Source organism: Streptomyces sp. NPDC037301, from assembly GCF_055602785.1.
In genome coordinates, this window is record NZ_JBVJWD010000013.1 from 155408 (window position 1) to 170781 (window position 15374).

The 15374-nt window shown below is 69.3% G+C and carries 19 protein-coding genes; all 19 read right to left on the reverse strand.

Annotation, left to right across the window (positions count from 1 at the left end):
- Positions 1-154: 154 nt before the first annotated feature.
- The 19 genes from ACZ7IB_RS21965 to ACZ7IB_RS22055 all read right to left on the reverse strand — a co-directional run bounded on the left by ACZ7IB_RS21965 (position 155) and on the right by ACZ7IB_RS22055 (position 15369).
- Positions 155-316 (reverse strand): hypothetical protein, encoded by a 162-nt coding sequence (locus ACZ7IB_RS21965; RefSeq protein WP_470914776.1) that lies wholly within the window; start codon positions 314-316, stop codon positions 155-157.
- Positions 316-3747 carry a phage minor head protein gene (locus ACZ7IB_RS21970; protein ID WP_470914779.1) on the reverse strand — a complete coding sequence of 1144 codons (3432 nt, stop codon included), beginning with the start codon at positions 3745-3747 and terminating at the stop codon, positions 316-318. The genes ACZ7IB_RS21965 and ACZ7IB_RS21970 overlap by 1 nt, the downstream gene beginning before the upstream one ends.
- Complete coding sequence (locus ACZ7IB_RS21975; protein ID WP_470914781.1) at positions 3740-3952, reverse strand: hypothetical protein; 213 nt, start codon at positions 3950-3952, stop codon at positions 3740-3742. Before ACZ7IB_RS21975 ends, ACZ7IB_RS21970 begins: the two co-directional genes overlap by 8 nt.
- Complete coding sequence (locus ACZ7IB_RS21980; protein ID WP_470914784.1) at positions 3945-4208, reverse strand: hypothetical protein; 264 nt, start codon at positions 4206-4208, stop codon at positions 3945-3947. The genes ACZ7IB_RS21975 and ACZ7IB_RS21980 overlap by 8 nt, the downstream gene beginning before the upstream one ends.
- Complete coding sequence (locus ACZ7IB_RS21985) at positions 4201-4446, reverse strand: hypothetical protein (protein WP_470914786.1); 246 nt, start codon at positions 4444-4446, stop codon at positions 4201-4203. The genes ACZ7IB_RS21980 and ACZ7IB_RS21985 overlap by 8 nt, the downstream gene beginning before the upstream one ends.
- Positions 4443-6137 carry a hypothetical protein gene (locus ACZ7IB_RS21990; RefSeq protein WP_470914790.1) on the reverse strand — a complete coding sequence of 565 codons (1695 nt, stop codon included), beginning with the start codon at positions 6135-6137 and terminating at the stop codon, positions 4443-4445. Before ACZ7IB_RS21990 ends, ACZ7IB_RS21985 begins: the two co-directional genes overlap by 4 nt.
- The gene (locus ACZ7IB_RS21995) at positions 6134-6472 is read right to left on the reverse strand and encodes a DUF1360 domain-containing protein (RefSeq protein ID WP_470914792.1); all 339 of its coding nucleotides are present in this window, start codon (positions 6470-6472) and stop codon (positions 6134-6136) included. Before ACZ7IB_RS21995 ends, ACZ7IB_RS21990 begins: the two co-directional genes overlap by 4 nt.
- Before the next feature lie 118 nt (positions 6473-6590).
- Positions 6591-7370, reverse strand: a complete 780-nt coding sequence (locus ACZ7IB_RS22000) for a hypothetical protein (RefSeq protein ID WP_470914794.1) — start codon at positions 7368-7370, stop codon at positions 6591-6593.
- Positions 7371-7507: 137 nt separating this feature from the next.
- Entirely contained in the window at positions 7508-9067 is a 1560-nt protein-coding gene (locus ACZ7IB_RS22005; RefSeq protein ID WP_470914796.1) for a hypothetical protein, read from the reverse strand.
- The gene (locus ACZ7IB_RS22010) at positions 9064-9447 is read right to left on the reverse strand and encodes a hypothetical protein (RefSeq protein ID WP_470914798.1); all 384 of its coding nucleotides are present in this window, start codon (positions 9445-9447) and stop codon (positions 9064-9066) included. Before ACZ7IB_RS22010 ends, ACZ7IB_RS22005 begins: the two co-directional genes overlap by 4 nt.
- A 411-nt stretch (positions 9448-9858) precedes the next feature.
- Positions 9859-10581, reverse strand: coding sequence for a DNA-methyltransferase (locus ACZ7IB_RS22015; RefSeq protein WP_470914800.1), 723 nt, complete (start codon positions 10579-10581; stop codon positions 9859-9861).
- Positions 10582-10839: 258 nt separating this feature from the next.
- On the reverse strand, positions 10840-11250 hold the full coding sequence (locus tag ACZ7IB_RS22020) for a DUF6221 family protein (protein WP_470914802.1): 411 nt from the start codon (positions 11248-11250) through the stop codon (positions 10840-10842).
- A gap of 207 nt (positions 11251-11457) precedes the next feature.
- Positions 11458-11619 (reverse strand): hypothetical protein, encoded by a 162-nt coding sequence (locus tag ACZ7IB_RS22025; protein ID WP_470914804.1) that lies wholly within the window; start codon positions 11617-11619, stop codon positions 11458-11460.
- Between the two features lie 14 nt (positions 11620-11633).
- Complete coding sequence (locus ACZ7IB_RS22030) at positions 11634-11786, reverse strand: hypothetical protein (protein ID WP_470914805.1); 153 nt, start codon at positions 11784-11786, stop codon at positions 11634-11636.
- A 77-nt stretch (positions 11787-11863) separates the two neighbouring features.
- Positions 11864-12763: a hypothetical protein gene (locus tag ACZ7IB_RS22035; RefSeq protein WP_470914807.1), complete on the reverse strand. Its 900-nt coding sequence runs from the start codon at positions 12761-12763 to the stop codon at positions 11864-11866.
- Positions 12760-13269 (reverse strand): hypothetical protein, encoded by a 510-nt coding sequence (locus tag ACZ7IB_RS22040; RefSeq protein WP_470914810.1) that lies wholly within the window; start codon positions 13267-13269, stop codon positions 12760-12762. The genes ACZ7IB_RS22035 and ACZ7IB_RS22040 overlap by 4 nt, the downstream gene beginning before the upstream one ends.
- Entirely contained in the window at positions 13266-13865 is a 600-nt protein-coding gene (locus ACZ7IB_RS22045; RefSeq protein WP_470914811.1) for a hypothetical protein, read from the reverse strand. The genes ACZ7IB_RS22040 and ACZ7IB_RS22045 overlap by 4 nt, the downstream gene beginning before the upstream one ends.
- A complete protein-coding gene (locus ACZ7IB_RS22050; protein WP_470914813.1) occupies positions 13862-14113 on the reverse strand; it encodes a hypothetical protein in 252 nt (83 codons plus the stop codon). Before ACZ7IB_RS22050 ends, ACZ7IB_RS22045 begins: the two co-directional genes overlap by 4 nt.
- Positions 14114-14172: 59 nt before the next feature.
- Positions 14173-15369 (reverse strand): hypothetical protein, encoded by a 1197-nt coding sequence (locus ACZ7IB_RS22055; protein ID WP_470914814.1) that lies wholly within the window; start codon positions 15367-15369, stop codon positions 14173-14175.
- Between the last annotated feature and the right edge of the window lie 5 nt (positions 15370-15374).

Consider the following 15374-nt stretch of genomic DNA (forward strand, 5'->3'; position numbering starts at 1 on the left):
CGGCCTGGCCGAGGTCGGGGGACCGGAATACAACCCGCCCGTCGGACAACACCTCGTGGCGTGTCCCGGCCCGTACCAGTGGGGCGTCGCGGCTGTCCTGAGGGCAGTTGCAGGCCATGCGTCCGGCCTCCTTGTATTAGGTAGCGGCAGGCGACTATCCGACCTTAGCGGCCTTGGCCTTCTCCCGGACCTCGCTGCCCGGGTAGCGCTTGGACACGGTGTCGGCGGTCGGCTTCGAGGGCGAGGTGAACACCACCTTCCCTCCGGCCGCGACGACCTCCCACTGCTGGCGGTTCTTCTGGCATGAGCAAGCCATCAGGCCTCTCCCCTCATCACGGTGCCGGCCATGCTGGCGGCGATCTCTTGGCGGGCCGGGGCGACGGCTGCGACGAGCCGTTCCACCTCTTCCCGGGCTGCGGTGCGCTCGGCTTCCCTGGTCTCCAGGGCACCGGCGAATCGGTCGAGGAACATGGGGCTGGTGAGCAGCGCAGCCACTGCTTCCACGACGTCCGCCGAGGTGTCCGGGGTCTGTCCGGACACGGTGTCCGGGCGGTGTCCGGGAAGGTCAGCGGCGGCGGACGTGCGCTGTTCGGGCAGGGTGCCGGACGGGTTGTCCGCCCTGTCCGGGCGGTGTCCGGACAGGGTGTCCGGGCTGCTGGCGGCGGAGGCGGCGAGCGCGAGGTTCGAGCGCTCCGCGACGGAGGCGAGCAGCGGGCTGGAGTGGCCGGGGACGGGGACGGACAGCACCGCGCGCAGCTGCCACTTCCCGCCCGGGGCCTGCTTCATGTGGTAGCTGGGCTGGCAGGCCGCGAACACCGACCTGTCCCACTCGCTGAGCCACGGGGCCGCCGCGCCGGAGAACCACATGCCGCCGCTGCTCATGCCCACGGTGACGATGCTGGCGACCGTGCGGGTGTCGTCGAACTGGCAGCTCGCCGTCTCGCACTCGGCTCCGTCGCGGTGGTGGCCGACGTTCATCGTCATGGCTCCCGCCCGGACGAACTCGCCGTTGTCCAGCTTGAAGCGGGCGCGCAGGAAGTGTGTGGTGTCGATGTCGCCGAGGCTGTCGATGGTGAGGTTGCGGCCGGGCATCCCGGCGTGGGGCTCTCCGGCCTGGGCGACCCACCCGTATACCCGGCCGCCGGAGTAGTGGACGCCGCCGGAGCCGGGGGGCAGCTCCTCGGCGGTGGGCTCCCGGAACCAGGTGGCGGGCATGGGGGCGGTGTCCTGCATCGCGGTCCAGGCGGACGCGACCAGGTCCTGAAGGGCTGGGTCTTCGCTGTCCGTTGGAACGGCTGCAGCCGTGGCCTCAGTCCCTTCGGGGATGGTTGATGCGCCGACGTACAGGCCGCGGGCGAGTCGTACGATCCGCCCGGCTTCGGTGGCGCGGGCGAGGTGGCCCCGGGCGGACTCCATTGTGATGCCGAGCGCGGATGCGACGTCCCGGGCGCCGACTGCGATCGGGGATGCGGAGACGTAGTTGATGACGCGCCAGTGGTCGTCGCCGGGGGAAGCGGCGATGAGCGCGGCAATCTCGCTACGGGCGGTCTGCCGTGCTTCTTCCTGCTCCTCGATGGGGTCGAGGACGATGCGGGCCCGGTTGTAGGCGGGCATGGCGACGAGGGTGGCTCCGCGCAGTCGGGCCCGGGTGATGCGCAGCAGGAAGTCGCCGGTCTTCTCGGTGTGGACGACGACGCCGCCCTCGGGGTCGTCGGCGTCTCCGGCCGCTGCCGTGAGGAGCCCGGTGTCGGCGAACGCGGCGCGTACGGCATCGGCGGACACCACACCGCCGGGGCCGGTGATGAGCTGCACCGCGTGCTGGGTACGGGAGAGCGCGGTCCCGGACGCGGTCCACTCCGCGCCCGTGCTGGCGGTGATCATCCATGCCCCGTCCGCGAGGCGCATGAGGCTGGCGGACGGCAGCGACGCGGACAGGACCAGGTCTCCGTCATCGCCTTCCTCCAGTGCGCGGTTCACGAACTCCACGTCGACGTCGTCCAGGTCGACGCTGATGCCGAGGGGTGCGCCTTCGTCGAGCAGCATCACGGCGTCCGCTCCCGCGGGGCGGCTGGTGTAAATCACGCCGGATGCGGTGATGCGGTCGCCGTCCCGGCCCACCGTCTCGATGGCCCCGGCGAGTTCGGCGCCCTCGTGGCCCATCAGCATCTCGTCCGCGTACTGAAGGGGCAGGCTGTCGCTCTCCCAGTACAGGGAGCCGGCAGCGAAGATCCGGCCGTCGCCGGTCTCCTCGTTCTCGAAGGCGATGGCGGTGTCGTCGGGGGTGGACCAGGCCCGGGTGGGCATGCCGTCGGCGGTGGTTGCTTCGGGTTCCATGGGGGCCTCCGTGGGGCCGAGGGGGATGTCCGTGTAGTCGCCGGCGAACTCGAGGCGGATCCGGTCGAAGGTGACCGGGCCCAACCGCTCTTCCAGGGTGGCCAGGAGGGCCGGGTCGTCGCTGTACGCGGCACAGGTATGGGGCGACCAGGGGGAATGCTGGGCAGGCATGTCCGGCTGCTGGTGGGCGTCCTCCAGTGCCTCGGTGGCTATCCCGTGGACGGCGGCAAGGGTGGGGGTTTCCTCGTCCCGGTCGCTGTCGTCTCCGACGGACCACACCCATGAGGGGCTGTCGCTGCCGGCGTTCCAGTGGGCGGCGCCAAATGCGCGGGCGGTGAGGGGCGTCATGTCGGCCGCGCGTGCCTGGACGTTGCCGATCAGCTCGTTGCGCTGGTCCTGGGTCCAGTCGGCGCCTTCGCCGAGGAAGTACAGGGTGAGGTGCAGTTCCTCGGCGGGCTCTCCGCCCTCGATGGCCAGGCGCTCCGCGTCTTCGGGGGTGGGCATGAGGGCGATCATCGCCCCGGTTCGGTGGCTGCCGTCTGCTGCTGCCGTCACGGTGGGATCCACTGGCCTCTCCTGGGATTCGAAGACGCCAGCCCGCGCAGCGTCATTCGATGTGTAGGCCGCGGCCTGGTCTGCGCGGGCAACTGCAAGGGCGCAGCGGCAGTTGATCACCAGCTCGGGCGGGGCGGTCGGGTCGCAGGGGGTTGCCATGGATACGCCTGCGACGGTGAACGGCTCGTCGAGGAGGCGCAGCTGCCCGTCGACCTTGGCGTGGGCGTCCCGTACATCTACATCGATGTCGTGGCGGGTGACCCACTGCTTCACGAGGGGCCGTTCCGGGCTGGTGAGCGCGCGGGCAGCTGCGAGGGTGGCAGTGTTCCACGCGCGGGCGGACTCGGTGCGGGCGATGCGCTCCTCGCGGACGTCCCCAAGCTGTGCGCCCTCGCGGGCGAACACGGCCCGCAGCCTCGCCCGGAGCTGCTCGATGTCCTCGCCAGCGTCCACACCGGCGGCGAGGCCCCGTACTGCGACGTCGGCCAGGCGGTCGCCGACAGCGCGGAGGAGGCGCTCGGTGGTCTGGACGTACTGGCCCATGCCCGGGGGGAGTTCCCGGTCGTCGTCGTATCGGGTGGGGAGGTCGTCCCACCCTTCGGGGAGTTCGGCGTCGACCGCCGCGGCGGTGTTCTCTGCGGCGGTCTCGGCGACGCCGAGGAGGCGGCGGACGAGGCGCGGCACGCGCTGCCCCCACATACGGGCGATGCCAGCTATGGAGAACCGGGCGGCGACGATCTCCGTGGCGTCGGCCAGCTCGGCAGCGAACTCGTCGGCCACCTCCGAGAGGACGTCGGCCACCTCGGCGGCGATGTCGGCCTCTGCCGCATCCAAAGCGTCCTGCAGGGCGTCATCCACGGCCGGGCTCCTGGTCGGCGGTCATGTTGGGGCAGGGTCCGGGTACCGGGCCGATGTACACCGTGGCCGGGCCCCTGGCGGTGATGTTCCCGGGGCCGTCCGTGAAGTTGGCGTCGATGCTTGTGACGTTGATGCGGTCGAGCCGTGAGGTGCGCAGGCCGTCACAGTCGGGGCACAGATCGATCTGGTGGACGCAGTCAGCCACGGTGGGTCTCCTGCGGGGCGCCGCCTCCAGCCTCTTCGAAGGCCGTGCGCAGTACATCGCCGATCTCGATGAGTGCTTGGGCGACCGCAACGGTGGCGATGGCCTGCGCCTTGGCCACGTGAAACTGGGCTTCGAGCGCGTTCACTCGGCCTATCGGTAGCCCGTTCAGTTCTGCTGCCGCTTCTCCGAGCGCAGTATCAGCGAGCTTCTTGTAGGAAACCGGCGGGGCGTTGTGGGGGCCCTGTGTGTCAGCCACGGTCGATCCTCCTAGGTGGGGGTGAACTTTCGGGGTCGTTGCAGATCTCGCACCACTGCCAGGTCCCGACGGTGGACACGCCGCCGGAGGTGAGGAGCAGCGTCGTACCGGTAAGGACGGTGTATGCCTTGCAGAACGTGCACCATTCGGCGTGGACGTCGCCGGGGGCGAGCGGCACGTGGACGGCAGGCGGTGGCTGGACGGCCGGTACGTGCCGGGCCTGGTCGGGGCGGGTCATGCCGCGGCTGCCAGGCACGGGGCGTGCAGCACGCTGGTGGTCTGCTCGAAGGTGTGAGGGATACCGGCGGCGATGAGTTCGCGGGCGTACTCGTCAAGGACCGCGGCGAGGCACTCCGGGTCGCGGCTGTACCGGGTGGCGATCTCCGGGACGCGCGACCATGCCCCGTCGAGGAGCTTCCACTGGTCGACTTGCACGGCGTCGACCGCGACCAGCGTGTGGAGTTCGGCGGGTTCGATCTCGCGGGCCTGCGCGCGCTGCGAGCGGGGGCAGGCCGGGGTGCGTTCCAGTTTGCGGCCGGCGGCGGACAGGGCTGCCCAGATCAAGCCGTCGGCTGCGGCGGCGAGCATGCCGTCGGTGGCGGTTGTGACGGCGGAGGCGGGCAGGGTGTCGGGTTCGGTGGTGGTTTCGTCGGTGGGCAGGCTGGGCGCGGGCACGGGGGTGTTGGGCATGTCGGTCCTCCGTGGGGCGGTGGTGGTGGGTGCGTCTGCTTCGTCGAAGCCGGTTTCGCGGCGCAGCGCGACGTCGGAGATGCCGCCGCGGTCGTAGACCTCCAGGGCGGTCTGGGCGCGGTTCGTACGGACGCGGAGTGGGGAGGAGTCGGCGCAGACCATCCACTGGTCGGCGTCTTCGACGTGGTCGCCTTCCAGGAGGGGGCGCAGCCACTGTGTGGTGAGGGCGTGGGCGACGGTGGCGAGGCGCGGTTCGATCCCGAGGCGGATCGCCTCCGAGGTGAGTGACCAGGTGCCCCAGTGGTTGACGTCCGCCATGCCGAGGAGGATTTCGGCGGGGATGTCGCACCCGTTCGCGAACCTTGTGAGGACCTCTTGGCGGAGCTTGATGGCGAGCTCGTCGAAGTCCGACTCGAACGTGAGGCGTTGGATCTGGGCGAGGAGTTCGGGCGGGACTTCCAGCACGATCGGGACCGTCGCGGCGGCGGACTCCGGGTCGCGGTACGCGGTCTCGGCGACCGTCATGAAGACGTCGATCAGGTCGTCCTCGGCGTCCGACGTGCCAGGCGTGGACGGGAAGCGGGTGCCTTGCGGGACGAGGAGGACGCCGCGGCCTGTGAGCCGGGAGCGAGCGATCGCGCGGACGGCGGCACTCAGCAGTTTGAGTTCGTCGAGCTGTTCGAGGCTGCCCAGGACCGGGGAGTCTGCTTCGAGGTGCCGGACCGGGCTGGGATCCCATACCCGGATGGCGATCGGGTCCATGGATGCGGCAGGGGTGTCGGAGTTCCCTGCGGGGATCTTGACCGCCTGGCCGTCGATCTCCGCTTGCAGGGCCCCGGACTTCTGCGTGACCTCCATGACGGATAGGACGTGCCAGTCCTCGCCGTCCTTGTGGGGTTGGATGACGGCCCAGCCCTCTCCGGCGACGGCAAGGTGCCGGCCGAAGTTCCGCAGGAGCTGCGTTTGCCCGTCGGGGCCACCCGCGATGGTCGCGACGAGCTGGGCGGCGGCGTGGCTTTCGGGGGCGCGCTCGATGTTGCCGTCGGGGCGGCGGCGGCCCGCATACAGCCTTGCCGCACTCATGGCGTTGCCGATCCAGTTCGCGAAGAACCGGACCTCGGGCGTGGACTTGTAGAAGCTCCAGGCCGTGGCCTGCTGCGCACGGGACGGATTCTGCGCGGTCGTTTTCGCGGTGCGGGTGGTGTATCGGGTGGCTGCGCCGACGAGTTCGCGGGTCATGCGTTGGCCAGCCGGGTGTCGTCCCACCGGTTGAGGAGCGCCTGGCCACCCGCGACCGCGAACCACTCAAGGCCGTGCACGAGGGCGGGGGCGGTGCCCCAACTGCCGGTGGCGAGGAGGTAGGTCGCGAGGATCGCGCCAGACAACCACCAGCCCGCGCAGTACGTGCACGAGATAAGGGTGATCACGCCGGTGCGGAGGACGGAGGTGGGGCGGTTGGCGTGCCAGGCGTGGACGCGGTCGCGGGCGGGGTCCAGGAGCGTGTCATGGACGACGAGTTGGGTGGCCCGGTAGGCCGCGAAGGCGAGTACGGCGAGGGCGAGGAGCGTGATCACGGCGGTTACCCAATCAGGAAGATCTTGCGGGTACGCCCCTCATGGTAAGCCTAGACAGGAAATATTCCCGTTCAGTCTCACATTGACAAAAGAATTTCCTGTTCACGGGGCTCTGTCCTCATCCTGTCCGGTGTACGTCGTCGGCGCGCAGCACCGTGCGGGTCGCGGTCACCAGGTCCCGCAGGGCCGTGTCGAACGCTGTGACAGCCCCCAGCTTCAGGGGCCCTACCGCGGGCAGGGCCGCGTCTTGCAGCAGCAGTTCAGCCTGGTCACGGTTGATACCGGGTACGTCGTGAAGCGCGGTCTGTGCCGCCGAGTGGAAGGCCTGCCGTTCGTCTTCGTTGTCCTCGCCCTCGCACACGGTGCGCAGTGCTTCCATAGCGGACGATGCCCGGTGGGCCGCCTGGTATCCGGGCCCGCCGCCCGCGCGAATGCGCGTGACCAGCTTGAACGTTCGCGTGGCGGCGGCCCGCCGAAACGCCAGGCTCATGTGGTCCTTGACGGCATCCACGACGACGCCGGACAGTTCCACGACCGGTCGGGGAGCGATGAGTTCCAGCTCGGCCTGCTTCAACGTCAGGTCCGCGTACGCGGCCTGGGCCGGCTCTTCGCGCCCCTCCCGCACATACATCAGCTCCGCATTCTTGACGGCTCCCCGAGCTGCTTGGATGAACGCGGCTATTTCCTGCCGCCGGTCCGTGTGCAAGGTGGCCAGGCGCTGCGCCTCGGCCGCGATCCAGGCCGCATCCCGTGCGGCAGACGCCTGCGCCTTTCCGCTTGCGGCTTGCACCTTGGCGGAGATCCAGTTGCCGAGGACACCACCGAAGATGGCGAGGAACGCCACTATGCCGGCGAACGCCTCGGGGTTGTCCTTGATGAATTCGATGGCCGTGTTCACGCCGAACATCCTGCCGGGCCCAACCCGGTATGCCCGAAGGGATTACAGATCGGGGACGGGCTCGCCAAGGACAATCGGCCGATCTGCCATCAGCTGATGAAGGACCGCCAACACCCCGACGCACACCGTGCCATCGTTCAACGCGTCCCACCGCCTCCGATGCGGCGCCCGTAGCGTGATGCCGCTGTAGTGGACCCCGTGCGCCGCTCGACTACCGGGGACTGTACGGACGTGCCCGCAAGGTTCTCGGCCCACAGGGACATACAGACGGCGTCCCCCCGGTCCGGAGACCGGCCGAGGCGGGCCACCAGGTCCTCCTTCTTCTCCAGCTGGATCCGCGGCGGAACACCAGTGGTGATGGACCACGTAGGCGCGGTGAGGTCGGAGATCAGAAGGTCGTCCGGCGGCAGCATCAACTCCGGGTCGAACGCCGGGTCGAGGAGCTCTCGCACCCGCCAGTACGCGGCGGTCCGTACGTTCGTGAAGCCGAACTCCTTCTCCCGGGACCGGGCCTTCGTCTTCGCTGCGCCCGTGTACGCCAGCACTGGCACACGGAGCTCACGGAGCCGGTCGACGACTCCACTGCCGACGCCGATGGAGTCGACCACCGGGACCAGGCCGTCAGCACCATCCATGCCGAGGGCAGCCTGGACGCGGGCGGTTGTCTGCATCGTGTCCTCAAGGTCGTGCGTCTCCAGCTCACGGATGAGCGGCCCGTGGCGGTGAGCGAGGACGGTGGAGTCGCTGCCGGTACGGGCGACGTCGACACCGATGATCCGCCGGCCTTCGACCGGTGGGCGGCCCGCATCATTCCAGGCGTGCCAGCGGTCGACGGCGGCCTCCACCCAGGACAGCGGAATAGCGCTGTCCTCGTCGGACGCGTGGAATTCGCCGAGCACACGGTTATGGAATAGGGCTGAGTCGGCGCCCCACTGGCGGCGCCGCTGCTCCGCCCAGTCCGGTGAGATACGCCCCGCGGCCATCGCTTCGGTGAGGGTGACGTGGCGGGTGTGCCAGTCCTCCAGGCCCGGTGCGCGGCGGTGGATGTCGTAGAACCGGCCGGCAGGGGGGCCGGGGGTGGACACGGCCAGGGCGAATGCTTCGGGCAGGCCGTCGGGCCGACCGCCGGAGAACGCCCCTTCGATCGCATCCCACGTCGCGTTGGGCACGACCTTCGCTTCGTCGATCAGGTACAGCAGGCTGTCCGCGTGCGCGCCCTCAATGAGCTCCGCCCGGTTCGACGCAACGGCGGACGCGGCACCGTGGTACAGCTTCAAGTTCAAGGTGAGGAGCTCGGTCAGCTCGCTGAATGGCTCACGGCCCAGCACGTCCCACTGGATCCGCCGCGCCCACTTATGGATCTCCGGCCAGAGGTACGTCACCAGGGCGCGCCACGCCGACGCCGTCGTTACGACCTTCCAGTCGACTCCCGCAGCCTCCCGGGTCGTCGCGAACCACAACACAGTGATCGCGGACATGCAGGACTTACCCAGCCCATGTGGACCACGGACCGCGACCCGTCGCTTCGTCGGCAGCGCCCCCACCGCGTCCCGCTGGTACGCAGTCAGACCCTCCCCCTCCGGCCACGCGATCACGTCCCGCGCCCACGCCACCGGATCACGGTAGAACCGGTCAGCCTTCGCCTGCTGCTCCGTCAGCGCATCCAGCCGATCCGCGGCCCGACCGAACACGCTCACCCCGCGTGCTCCCGCAGATGCTGAGCTGCCGCCCGCTGCGCCGCCACCAGCTGGTCGCCGGTGACACCGGCCGCGGTGAGTCCGGCAACGACCGCCCCGGTCACCACCTCGGCCTGCCGTTCGGTGACCCGGGCGACTCGCTCCTCGATGTTCAGGCGGGCGATCGAGGACAGCACACTGGATGCCCGGTCCATCGCGCGCTCGTACAGGGCGATCTCCGCGCGCAGCTGCTCGGCCCCGTTCGACCCGGCGTAGCGGATGTTCTCGAGACGGTTGACGAGCTCCGCGGTCGCGGACTGCCAAGCGAGGGTCTGGCCGGCAAGTTCGAGGAGTGCCTGCAGCGGGTCAGCGACGGGGGCCACGTCAAGCTCAGCGAGCACGGTCCGGGTATCGGCCTCAAGACGGACACGATCAGCTCGGGTGGCTTGTGCGGAGGTGCTCCCACCGTGGAGCTTGCAATGCCCGATTCCGACGTGGTCGGTGCCCCAGCCGGCGGGGCGGGTACAGGTGCCGTCGCCCTGCCGCTTGCGTGCATCGCAGTAGCGACTGTCATGACCCTCTTCAGAAAGGGTGACTGTCATGACCCTCCTCTCTTGCGGCCGTTGGTTCGTGCGGGCTGTACCTGAGAGTACGGGCATCTTCGGATGGCTGGCGTGGGCGCCGGATCGCGTCCGGACAGTGCCGGTCTGTGTGTCCGGCGGTGCTGTCCGGGCGTGAGTGAGGCCCCACCGCGCAGGTTGCGTGGCGGGGCCTCACCGTAGCCGCCCTCACGAAGTCCCGGGCAGTCTCGGCTACGCAGCCTTGGCTCCGGTCAGGCGCTGGCGTGCTACCTCGGCGTATTGCGCGGACTGTTCGATACCGATGAAGTGCCGACCCTCTGCGAGCGCGGCAACTCCGGTGGTCCCGGAGCCTGTGAATGGGTCGAGCACAGTGCCGCCTGCGGGTGCGATACGAACGAGTTGCTGCATGACCGCGACGGGCTTTTGCGTGATGTGCTGCCTTTGCTTGCCGCGCGGCTGTGAGCCTTCAAGCATGCCTGGAAGGTAGATCGTCGGTGCGTGCCGGAGCGGTTCTCCGCGGGTTCCCCAGAGGACGTATTCGCACTCGCGGCGGAACCCGTTTTTCACGGGGCGGCTGATGGGTTTGCGCCAGGGGATGATGCCGCGCCATGTCCATCCGGCGGCTTGGAGGGCGTCGGTGGTGGCGGGGAGTTGTGCCCAGTCGGTGAAGGTGAGGAGGCTGCCGCCGGGGCGGGTGAGGCGGTAGGAGTCGGCGAGGATCAGGCCGAGCCAGTGGGTGTATCCGCGTTGGTCTCTCGTGTCGCCGTCGAAGTCGGCGAGGGCGTGTTGAGCGTCGCCGGAGACGTATTTGTCGCGGGCGCCCTGGCTTTTGCGTTCGGCGTTGGTGCGGCCTCCGGAGTTGTACGGGGGGTCGCATATGACGGCGTCGACGAGGGTGTTGAGGGTGGGGAGGAGTGTGAGGGCGTCGCCGTGGTGGATGGTCCAGGTTGGCATGGGTCTGCTTTCGTGCGGTCGCGTGCGCGGGTGCGAGCGAGTCGGTACACGGCCTACGAGGGGAGGCTTGACCCCGACATACCCATTCGTCCGGGTTTCAATTGGCATGCCCGGAACTTGGAATCGGAATAGTGGGGCGGGTACACGAGGAAACCCTGCCCTCAAGTCACTAGGGCAGGGCCTCGGTCCAGCAGCGCCGCAGCCATGAAGCGCAAATGGGGACGTGTTCCACGGTACGGGCCGGGACGGACAACTGGGTTACGGCCGCCACGCGTCGCGGTAGTCGGGGTGGTCGGCATACACGGTGGCAAGAGCTGCCAGGATGGGCGAGTCATCGGAGTTGGTGTCCCAGCCCCCCATTGCTCGGCGGCGCTCGGCGGCGTAACGCTCGTTCTGGTCGATGATCTGCCGCTTGGCTTCGACTTCGCGCAGGATGCGGGCTGGGTCATGGCGGGCGATGTGGCGGGCGACTGCTTCGTCGCTGGCCGCCGTAGCAGTCACCTCGGCTACGTCGTAGTCGAACTCATCGATGAGGGTCCATTGGCCGTTGTCCTGGTCGCTGCGGTGCTCGCTCCAGCTGAGGCCGTCGTCAAGAGCCCACTCGGTATCCCGGGCTGTCTGCTCATCTTCGTCGAGGCGTGCGCGGAGGAACTGCACCAGGTCATCCATGGGGTCATCATCTCGTCTGCGAGCGGGAGTCGGCGGCCTTTTCGTCCTCGCGGGCCTTCTTGCTCTCCTCGTTCCGGCGGGCGAGGTCCTTGATGCTGATCGTCTTCTCCAGTGCCATGATTCGGTGTCCTGTCTCGTGATCGGGATGGGTGGGACCGGGGCGGCCGATGTCTTGGCGGATGGCGGCCGTCCCGGGGCTTGGGCGGGTCAGAGGTCGCCGCGCTTCTTCAGCTCGTCGAGGCCGCGGTCGATCCCCCAGTGGGCGGCGTCCCGGGCGGTCTCGCCGAGTTCGGGGCGTTCGATTTCGGCCCTCAGTCGCGTGATCTCGGCCTTGATGTCGGCGCTGCTCATGTGCGCGTAGCGGTCCACGGTGGGCCTCTCGGTCAGTCGTTGTCGTCGGTCTCGTCGACGGTGAGGTTCGGGTGGTACTTCCGGATGCGGCCGATGCGTTCCTCCGCGAAGTCCGGGGCGTTGGTGGAGAACTCGTCGAGGAACGTGCCGTCGGCGTCCTCGACGCGGTAGCGGATGAAGTTCATGTCTGCTCGCTTTCGTGTGGTCCGGGCTGTCCCGGTTCCCCTCACCGCCCGGTCGAGCCAGGCGGATCGGGCAACCGTCAGGCGTCGGTTCGGACGTGCACGTGGGTGCGGATGGGGTTGGTCTCGTCGTCGGTGAGGGTGATGACAAGCCCCTCTCGAAGAACCGTGCTGGAGGTGTTGTTGTCGTTGTTGTTGGTGGCCTGACCTGCGGCAACAACACCGCCAAGAGGGGCTCCCGGGGCGGGGAAGCGGTCGGCACGGACGCCGGTGGAGGAGCCGCGCCCCCGCATCCTCACCGCCTCCACCGGGATGGAGAGCTGATCAAGAGCTGCACGGACACGCTCTGCGGTGGTGCTCAGGTCTGCGGCGATGGCCGCGATGTGGGCGTGCGGTGTGCCGACGGTGGAAAGGCTCTTGTGGAGGTCCTGGTGGGACGGCAGCGGCGCCTCCTCGACCGGCGGCACCACCGTCTCCACGGCCTCGGGCTTCTCGACGCTGGCCCCGTCCTCTGCTGCGGACGCCGCTTCCCCCTCCTCGTCTCCTGCCTCCTCCTCCGCTTCCGCGGGGGCCTTGGCGCAGAGAGAGACGATGACCCAGACTCCCGCGGCTGGGGCGAGCAGCCACGGAGCCGCCGTGACTCCTCGCCAGGCCCCGTAGGTACACCCCAGGAGGACGGCGCCCCTGGCCCACACCCCGTACTCGGCGGGTAGTCCCTCCAGGTCGTCGCGGCGGCCGGCACTGCACCAGGTCATGACCCCGCGTCCGCAACGCTGGCACAGCCAGAGGCTCCCCTGCCTGATGCGGATGACCAGCTCTTGGACCGCGGTTCGCAGTTCGCGGAACGCTGCCTGGCGCTCCGTCTCCTCGACGGCGGGTTCCTTTGCCTCCCCTGCCTCCTGGTCCTGGTTCAGCTCGACCAGGCTGGCCTCGTCGGTGGTCGGCTCGTCGCGGCGCTTCTTGAACAGATTGATGGTCACAGTTGCCCGCCCAGCGCGTTCTTGGCACTGAGGCCGAGGGAGTTGACCAAGTCCGGCAGACCGTTGAGGGCCCCGGCGACCCCGGCCGTGGCACACAGGATGAAACCGGCGATCATGGTGCCGATCAGGCGCCCCTTGTCCTCCTTGCTCGCGGCCTTGTACGAGGCGACCAGGGCGAGAAAGACCAAGAAGACGACGACGGCGCCCTCTTCCGTGAGATTGCCCATCGACCCGGACGCGATGGCGCTTCCCGCGCCCGTGCCGGTGGTGCCGGCAATGGCCTTGTCGCCGCCGATGTTGGCGGCCTGCCGGGTGCATCCGGCGAGCCATCCGCCAAGGCCTCCGACGCAGATGGTGCCGAGTGCTCCGGTAGTGAAGCCCTGGATGGTCGGGATGAGGTCCTTGAGGGCCCGTCCGCCGGTCCACCATTTCCGTAGGTTGAGGAAGAGGATCGCGAACGCGACGGTGCATCCGGCTAGGGTGGCGCCGGTCTGTGCGGTGTTCATGACGGGTGGACTCCGGTGATCCAGGTGACGGGGTCGTAGAGGTGGATGGCGCCGGTCAGGCCGACGACGGACACGGTGAGGACGAGGAGGCGGCGGATGGTGCCGCCGAGGTAGTAGATGCGGAGGAGGGACCAGGCGAGCGGGGTGAGCGCGAGGGCGTATCCGGCGCCCTGCCCCCATGCGTCGCGTGCCTCGGACACGGCGTAGGCCCAGGTGCTGGCGGCGCTGTACCGGGTGCCGGGGATGGGGATGGCGGCGAGGGTGAGTGCTCCGCAGATCTGCCACGGCCGCCCGATTCGGCCCAGCCAGGCAGTCAGCCGTTCCCATCGGGTCGGCTCCGCCACGGGCGGGTGGAGGGTGACGTGCACCTCAAGGGGGCCTTGCGGTACGGGAACGAAGATCGCCGGTGCCGGTGCCGGTGGTGGGGGCGGTGCGGGGGGAGCGGGCGCCGGTGGGGCCGTGCGCCACGGCGGCAGATTGGTTGTCCCAGGGGGCGCCTGAGGCATGGGCCGGGCGGTTGGGATTCCGTGACCGGATGGAATGATCCGGGTCGGCGTGACGACCTTGGGCTTCTTGGCGCTGTGATGGGTGCTCATGCCGTCCCCCATCGGGAGATTGCGCTGATCATCGTGGCTTGGGCCTGGAGCTCGTCGGGGCCGGGGGCGGTGGGGTCGCCACCGCTGATCACCATCAGGGCGGGGCGTCGGGGGGCCCAGTCGAAGCCGGCGGGCAGGTGGGTGCCGAGCGTCTGTCGGACGTCGCCGATGGGCGCCTGGTGGTCGCTGATGCGGATCGACCGCGGGTCGGCGGGGCGGGGCCGGGGCGCGTAGTACGTCGTGGTCATCGGACGGTCCTTCGGGTGTGGGCGGCTTGTTGTTTCGGATCGCCTGGAGAGGCTGGCTGCTACGGGGTGTTACCGGTGACCTTGGCGTGGACTTCCTTGTAGAGAGCGCGGATGTCATCGGTCTTCAGGCCGTAGCCCTTGTCCCGCCACGCCTTCTCGAAGGCGTTCTGCGAGGGGGCTGGCCCTGTTCCGCGAAGGTCGAAGTAGAGGTCGAACGCGAGGGTGCGTCGCCCCTCGTCGCCCCCGTCGGGCCCCTTGTTCGCCTGCGCCTCGCTCGGGTTCGCCTCGGGCGCGCCTTCACCGTGTCCCGAGGTGCGCCCTGGTGCGCCCTCACTGGTCAGAGTGCTGGCGCCGTCGGGTGCTGTCTCCGGTGCGTCCTGGGGTGCGGTGGAGGGGCGCAGGGAGCGAAGGTTGTATTGCTCGGCCCGGTCGGGGAGGTTCTTGAAGGCCCGCATGCGGTCGATGCGGGTCGTGATGCGGAGCTCGACTCCGTACTCGTCGAGGGTGTCGTTCAGGCCGTGGAAGGAGGCGTCGCCCGCACGCATCAGGGCCTTCTCATAGGCGCGCTTACCCATGAACCGGGGCCTACCGAGGGTGACGAGGCTGACGAGCTTGTCTTGGGCGGTGCGGCGGCTGATGGACTCGGCGTTGGCGCCGCGGGAGCCGATGCCGAGCTTGGACTCCAGGCGCTTGAGGCGGTCGTGCCAGGCGCGGGCGAGTAGCCCGTCGGGCTTGATCTCGACCGTGCCGAGCTTCGCCTCCAGGCCGAGCATCTTGTGAAGCCCGTACGCGAGCATCACGGGGCCGACGATCCGGACCGCCGCCGTGCCGATGTCCTCGCCTTCGGACCGGACGACCTCGACGGCGCCGATCGTCTGCGCGAAGACGAGCAGGTACGCCGCGCGGGCCGTTCCCTTGTCCTCGAATGCCCAGGAGTACACGGTCAGGCCGAGGACGATCGCCTCAAGTGCGAGGCCGATCGTCAGGGTCCACGGGTGCGCCATGTGAAGGCGCGTCTCGGCGAACCGCATCGACGTGTTCGCCGACAGGCCGAAGCCGAAGACGACGACGAGCGCCATCCCGGCGAATCCGATGGTGCTGCGGCGCTTCTTGGTGTCGCGGGGTTTCCGGTGGCCGGTTCGGGCTCGGAGGGTTGGGGCGATGCGGTAGCCGAAGACGAGGGTGGCGAGGGAGAGCAGGGCGGCCCATGCCTGCACGGGCACTTGTTCGGCCACGTTCTGCACTTGGGAAAGCATGGGCG

Excerpts from the sequence above, each read along its gene's own strand:
- ACZ7IB_RS22050 (WP_470914813.1), bottom strand. The coding sequence starts at position 14,113 with ATGACCACGACGTACTACGCGCCCCGGCCCCGCCCCGCCGACCCGCGG.
- ACZ7IB_RS22045 (WP_470914811.1), bottom strand. The coding sequence starts at position 13,865 with ATGAGCACCCATCACAGCGCCAAGAAGCCCAAGGTCGTCACGCCGACC.
- ACZ7IB_RS21985 (WP_470914786.1), bottom strand. The coding sequence starts at position 4,446 with ATGACCCGCCCCGACCAGGCCCGGCACGTACCGGCCGTCCAGCCACCG.
- ACZ7IB_RS22040 (WP_470914810.1), bottom strand. The coding sequence starts at position 13,269 with ATGAACACCGCACAGACCGGCGCCACCCTAGCCGGATGCACCGTCGCG.
- ACZ7IB_RS22030 (WP_470914805.1), bottom strand. The coding sequence starts at position 11,786 with ATGAACTTCATCCGCTACCGCGTCGAGGACGCCGACGGCACGTTCCTC.
- ACZ7IB_RS22015 (WP_470914800.1), bottom strand. The coding sequence starts at position 10,581 with ATGCCAACCTGGACCATCCACCACGGCGACGCCCTCACACTCCTCCCC.
- ACZ7IB_RS21990 (WP_470914790.1), bottom strand. The coding sequence starts at position 6,137 with ATGACCCGCGAACTCGTCGGCGCAGCCACCCGATACACCACCCGCACC.
- ACZ7IB_RS21965 (WP_470914776.1), bottom strand. The coding sequence starts at position 316 with ATGGCTTGCTCATGCCAGAAGAACCGCCAGCAGTGGGAGGTCGTCGCG.
- ACZ7IB_RS22055 (WP_470914814.1), bottom strand. The coding sequence starts at position 15,369 with ATGCTTTCCCAAGTGCAGAACGTGGCCGAACAAGTGCCCGTGCAGGCA.
- ACZ7IB_RS22020 (WP_470914802.1), bottom strand. The coding sequence starts at position 11,250 with ATGGATGACCTGGTGCAGTTCCTCCGCGCACGCCTCGACGAAGATGAG.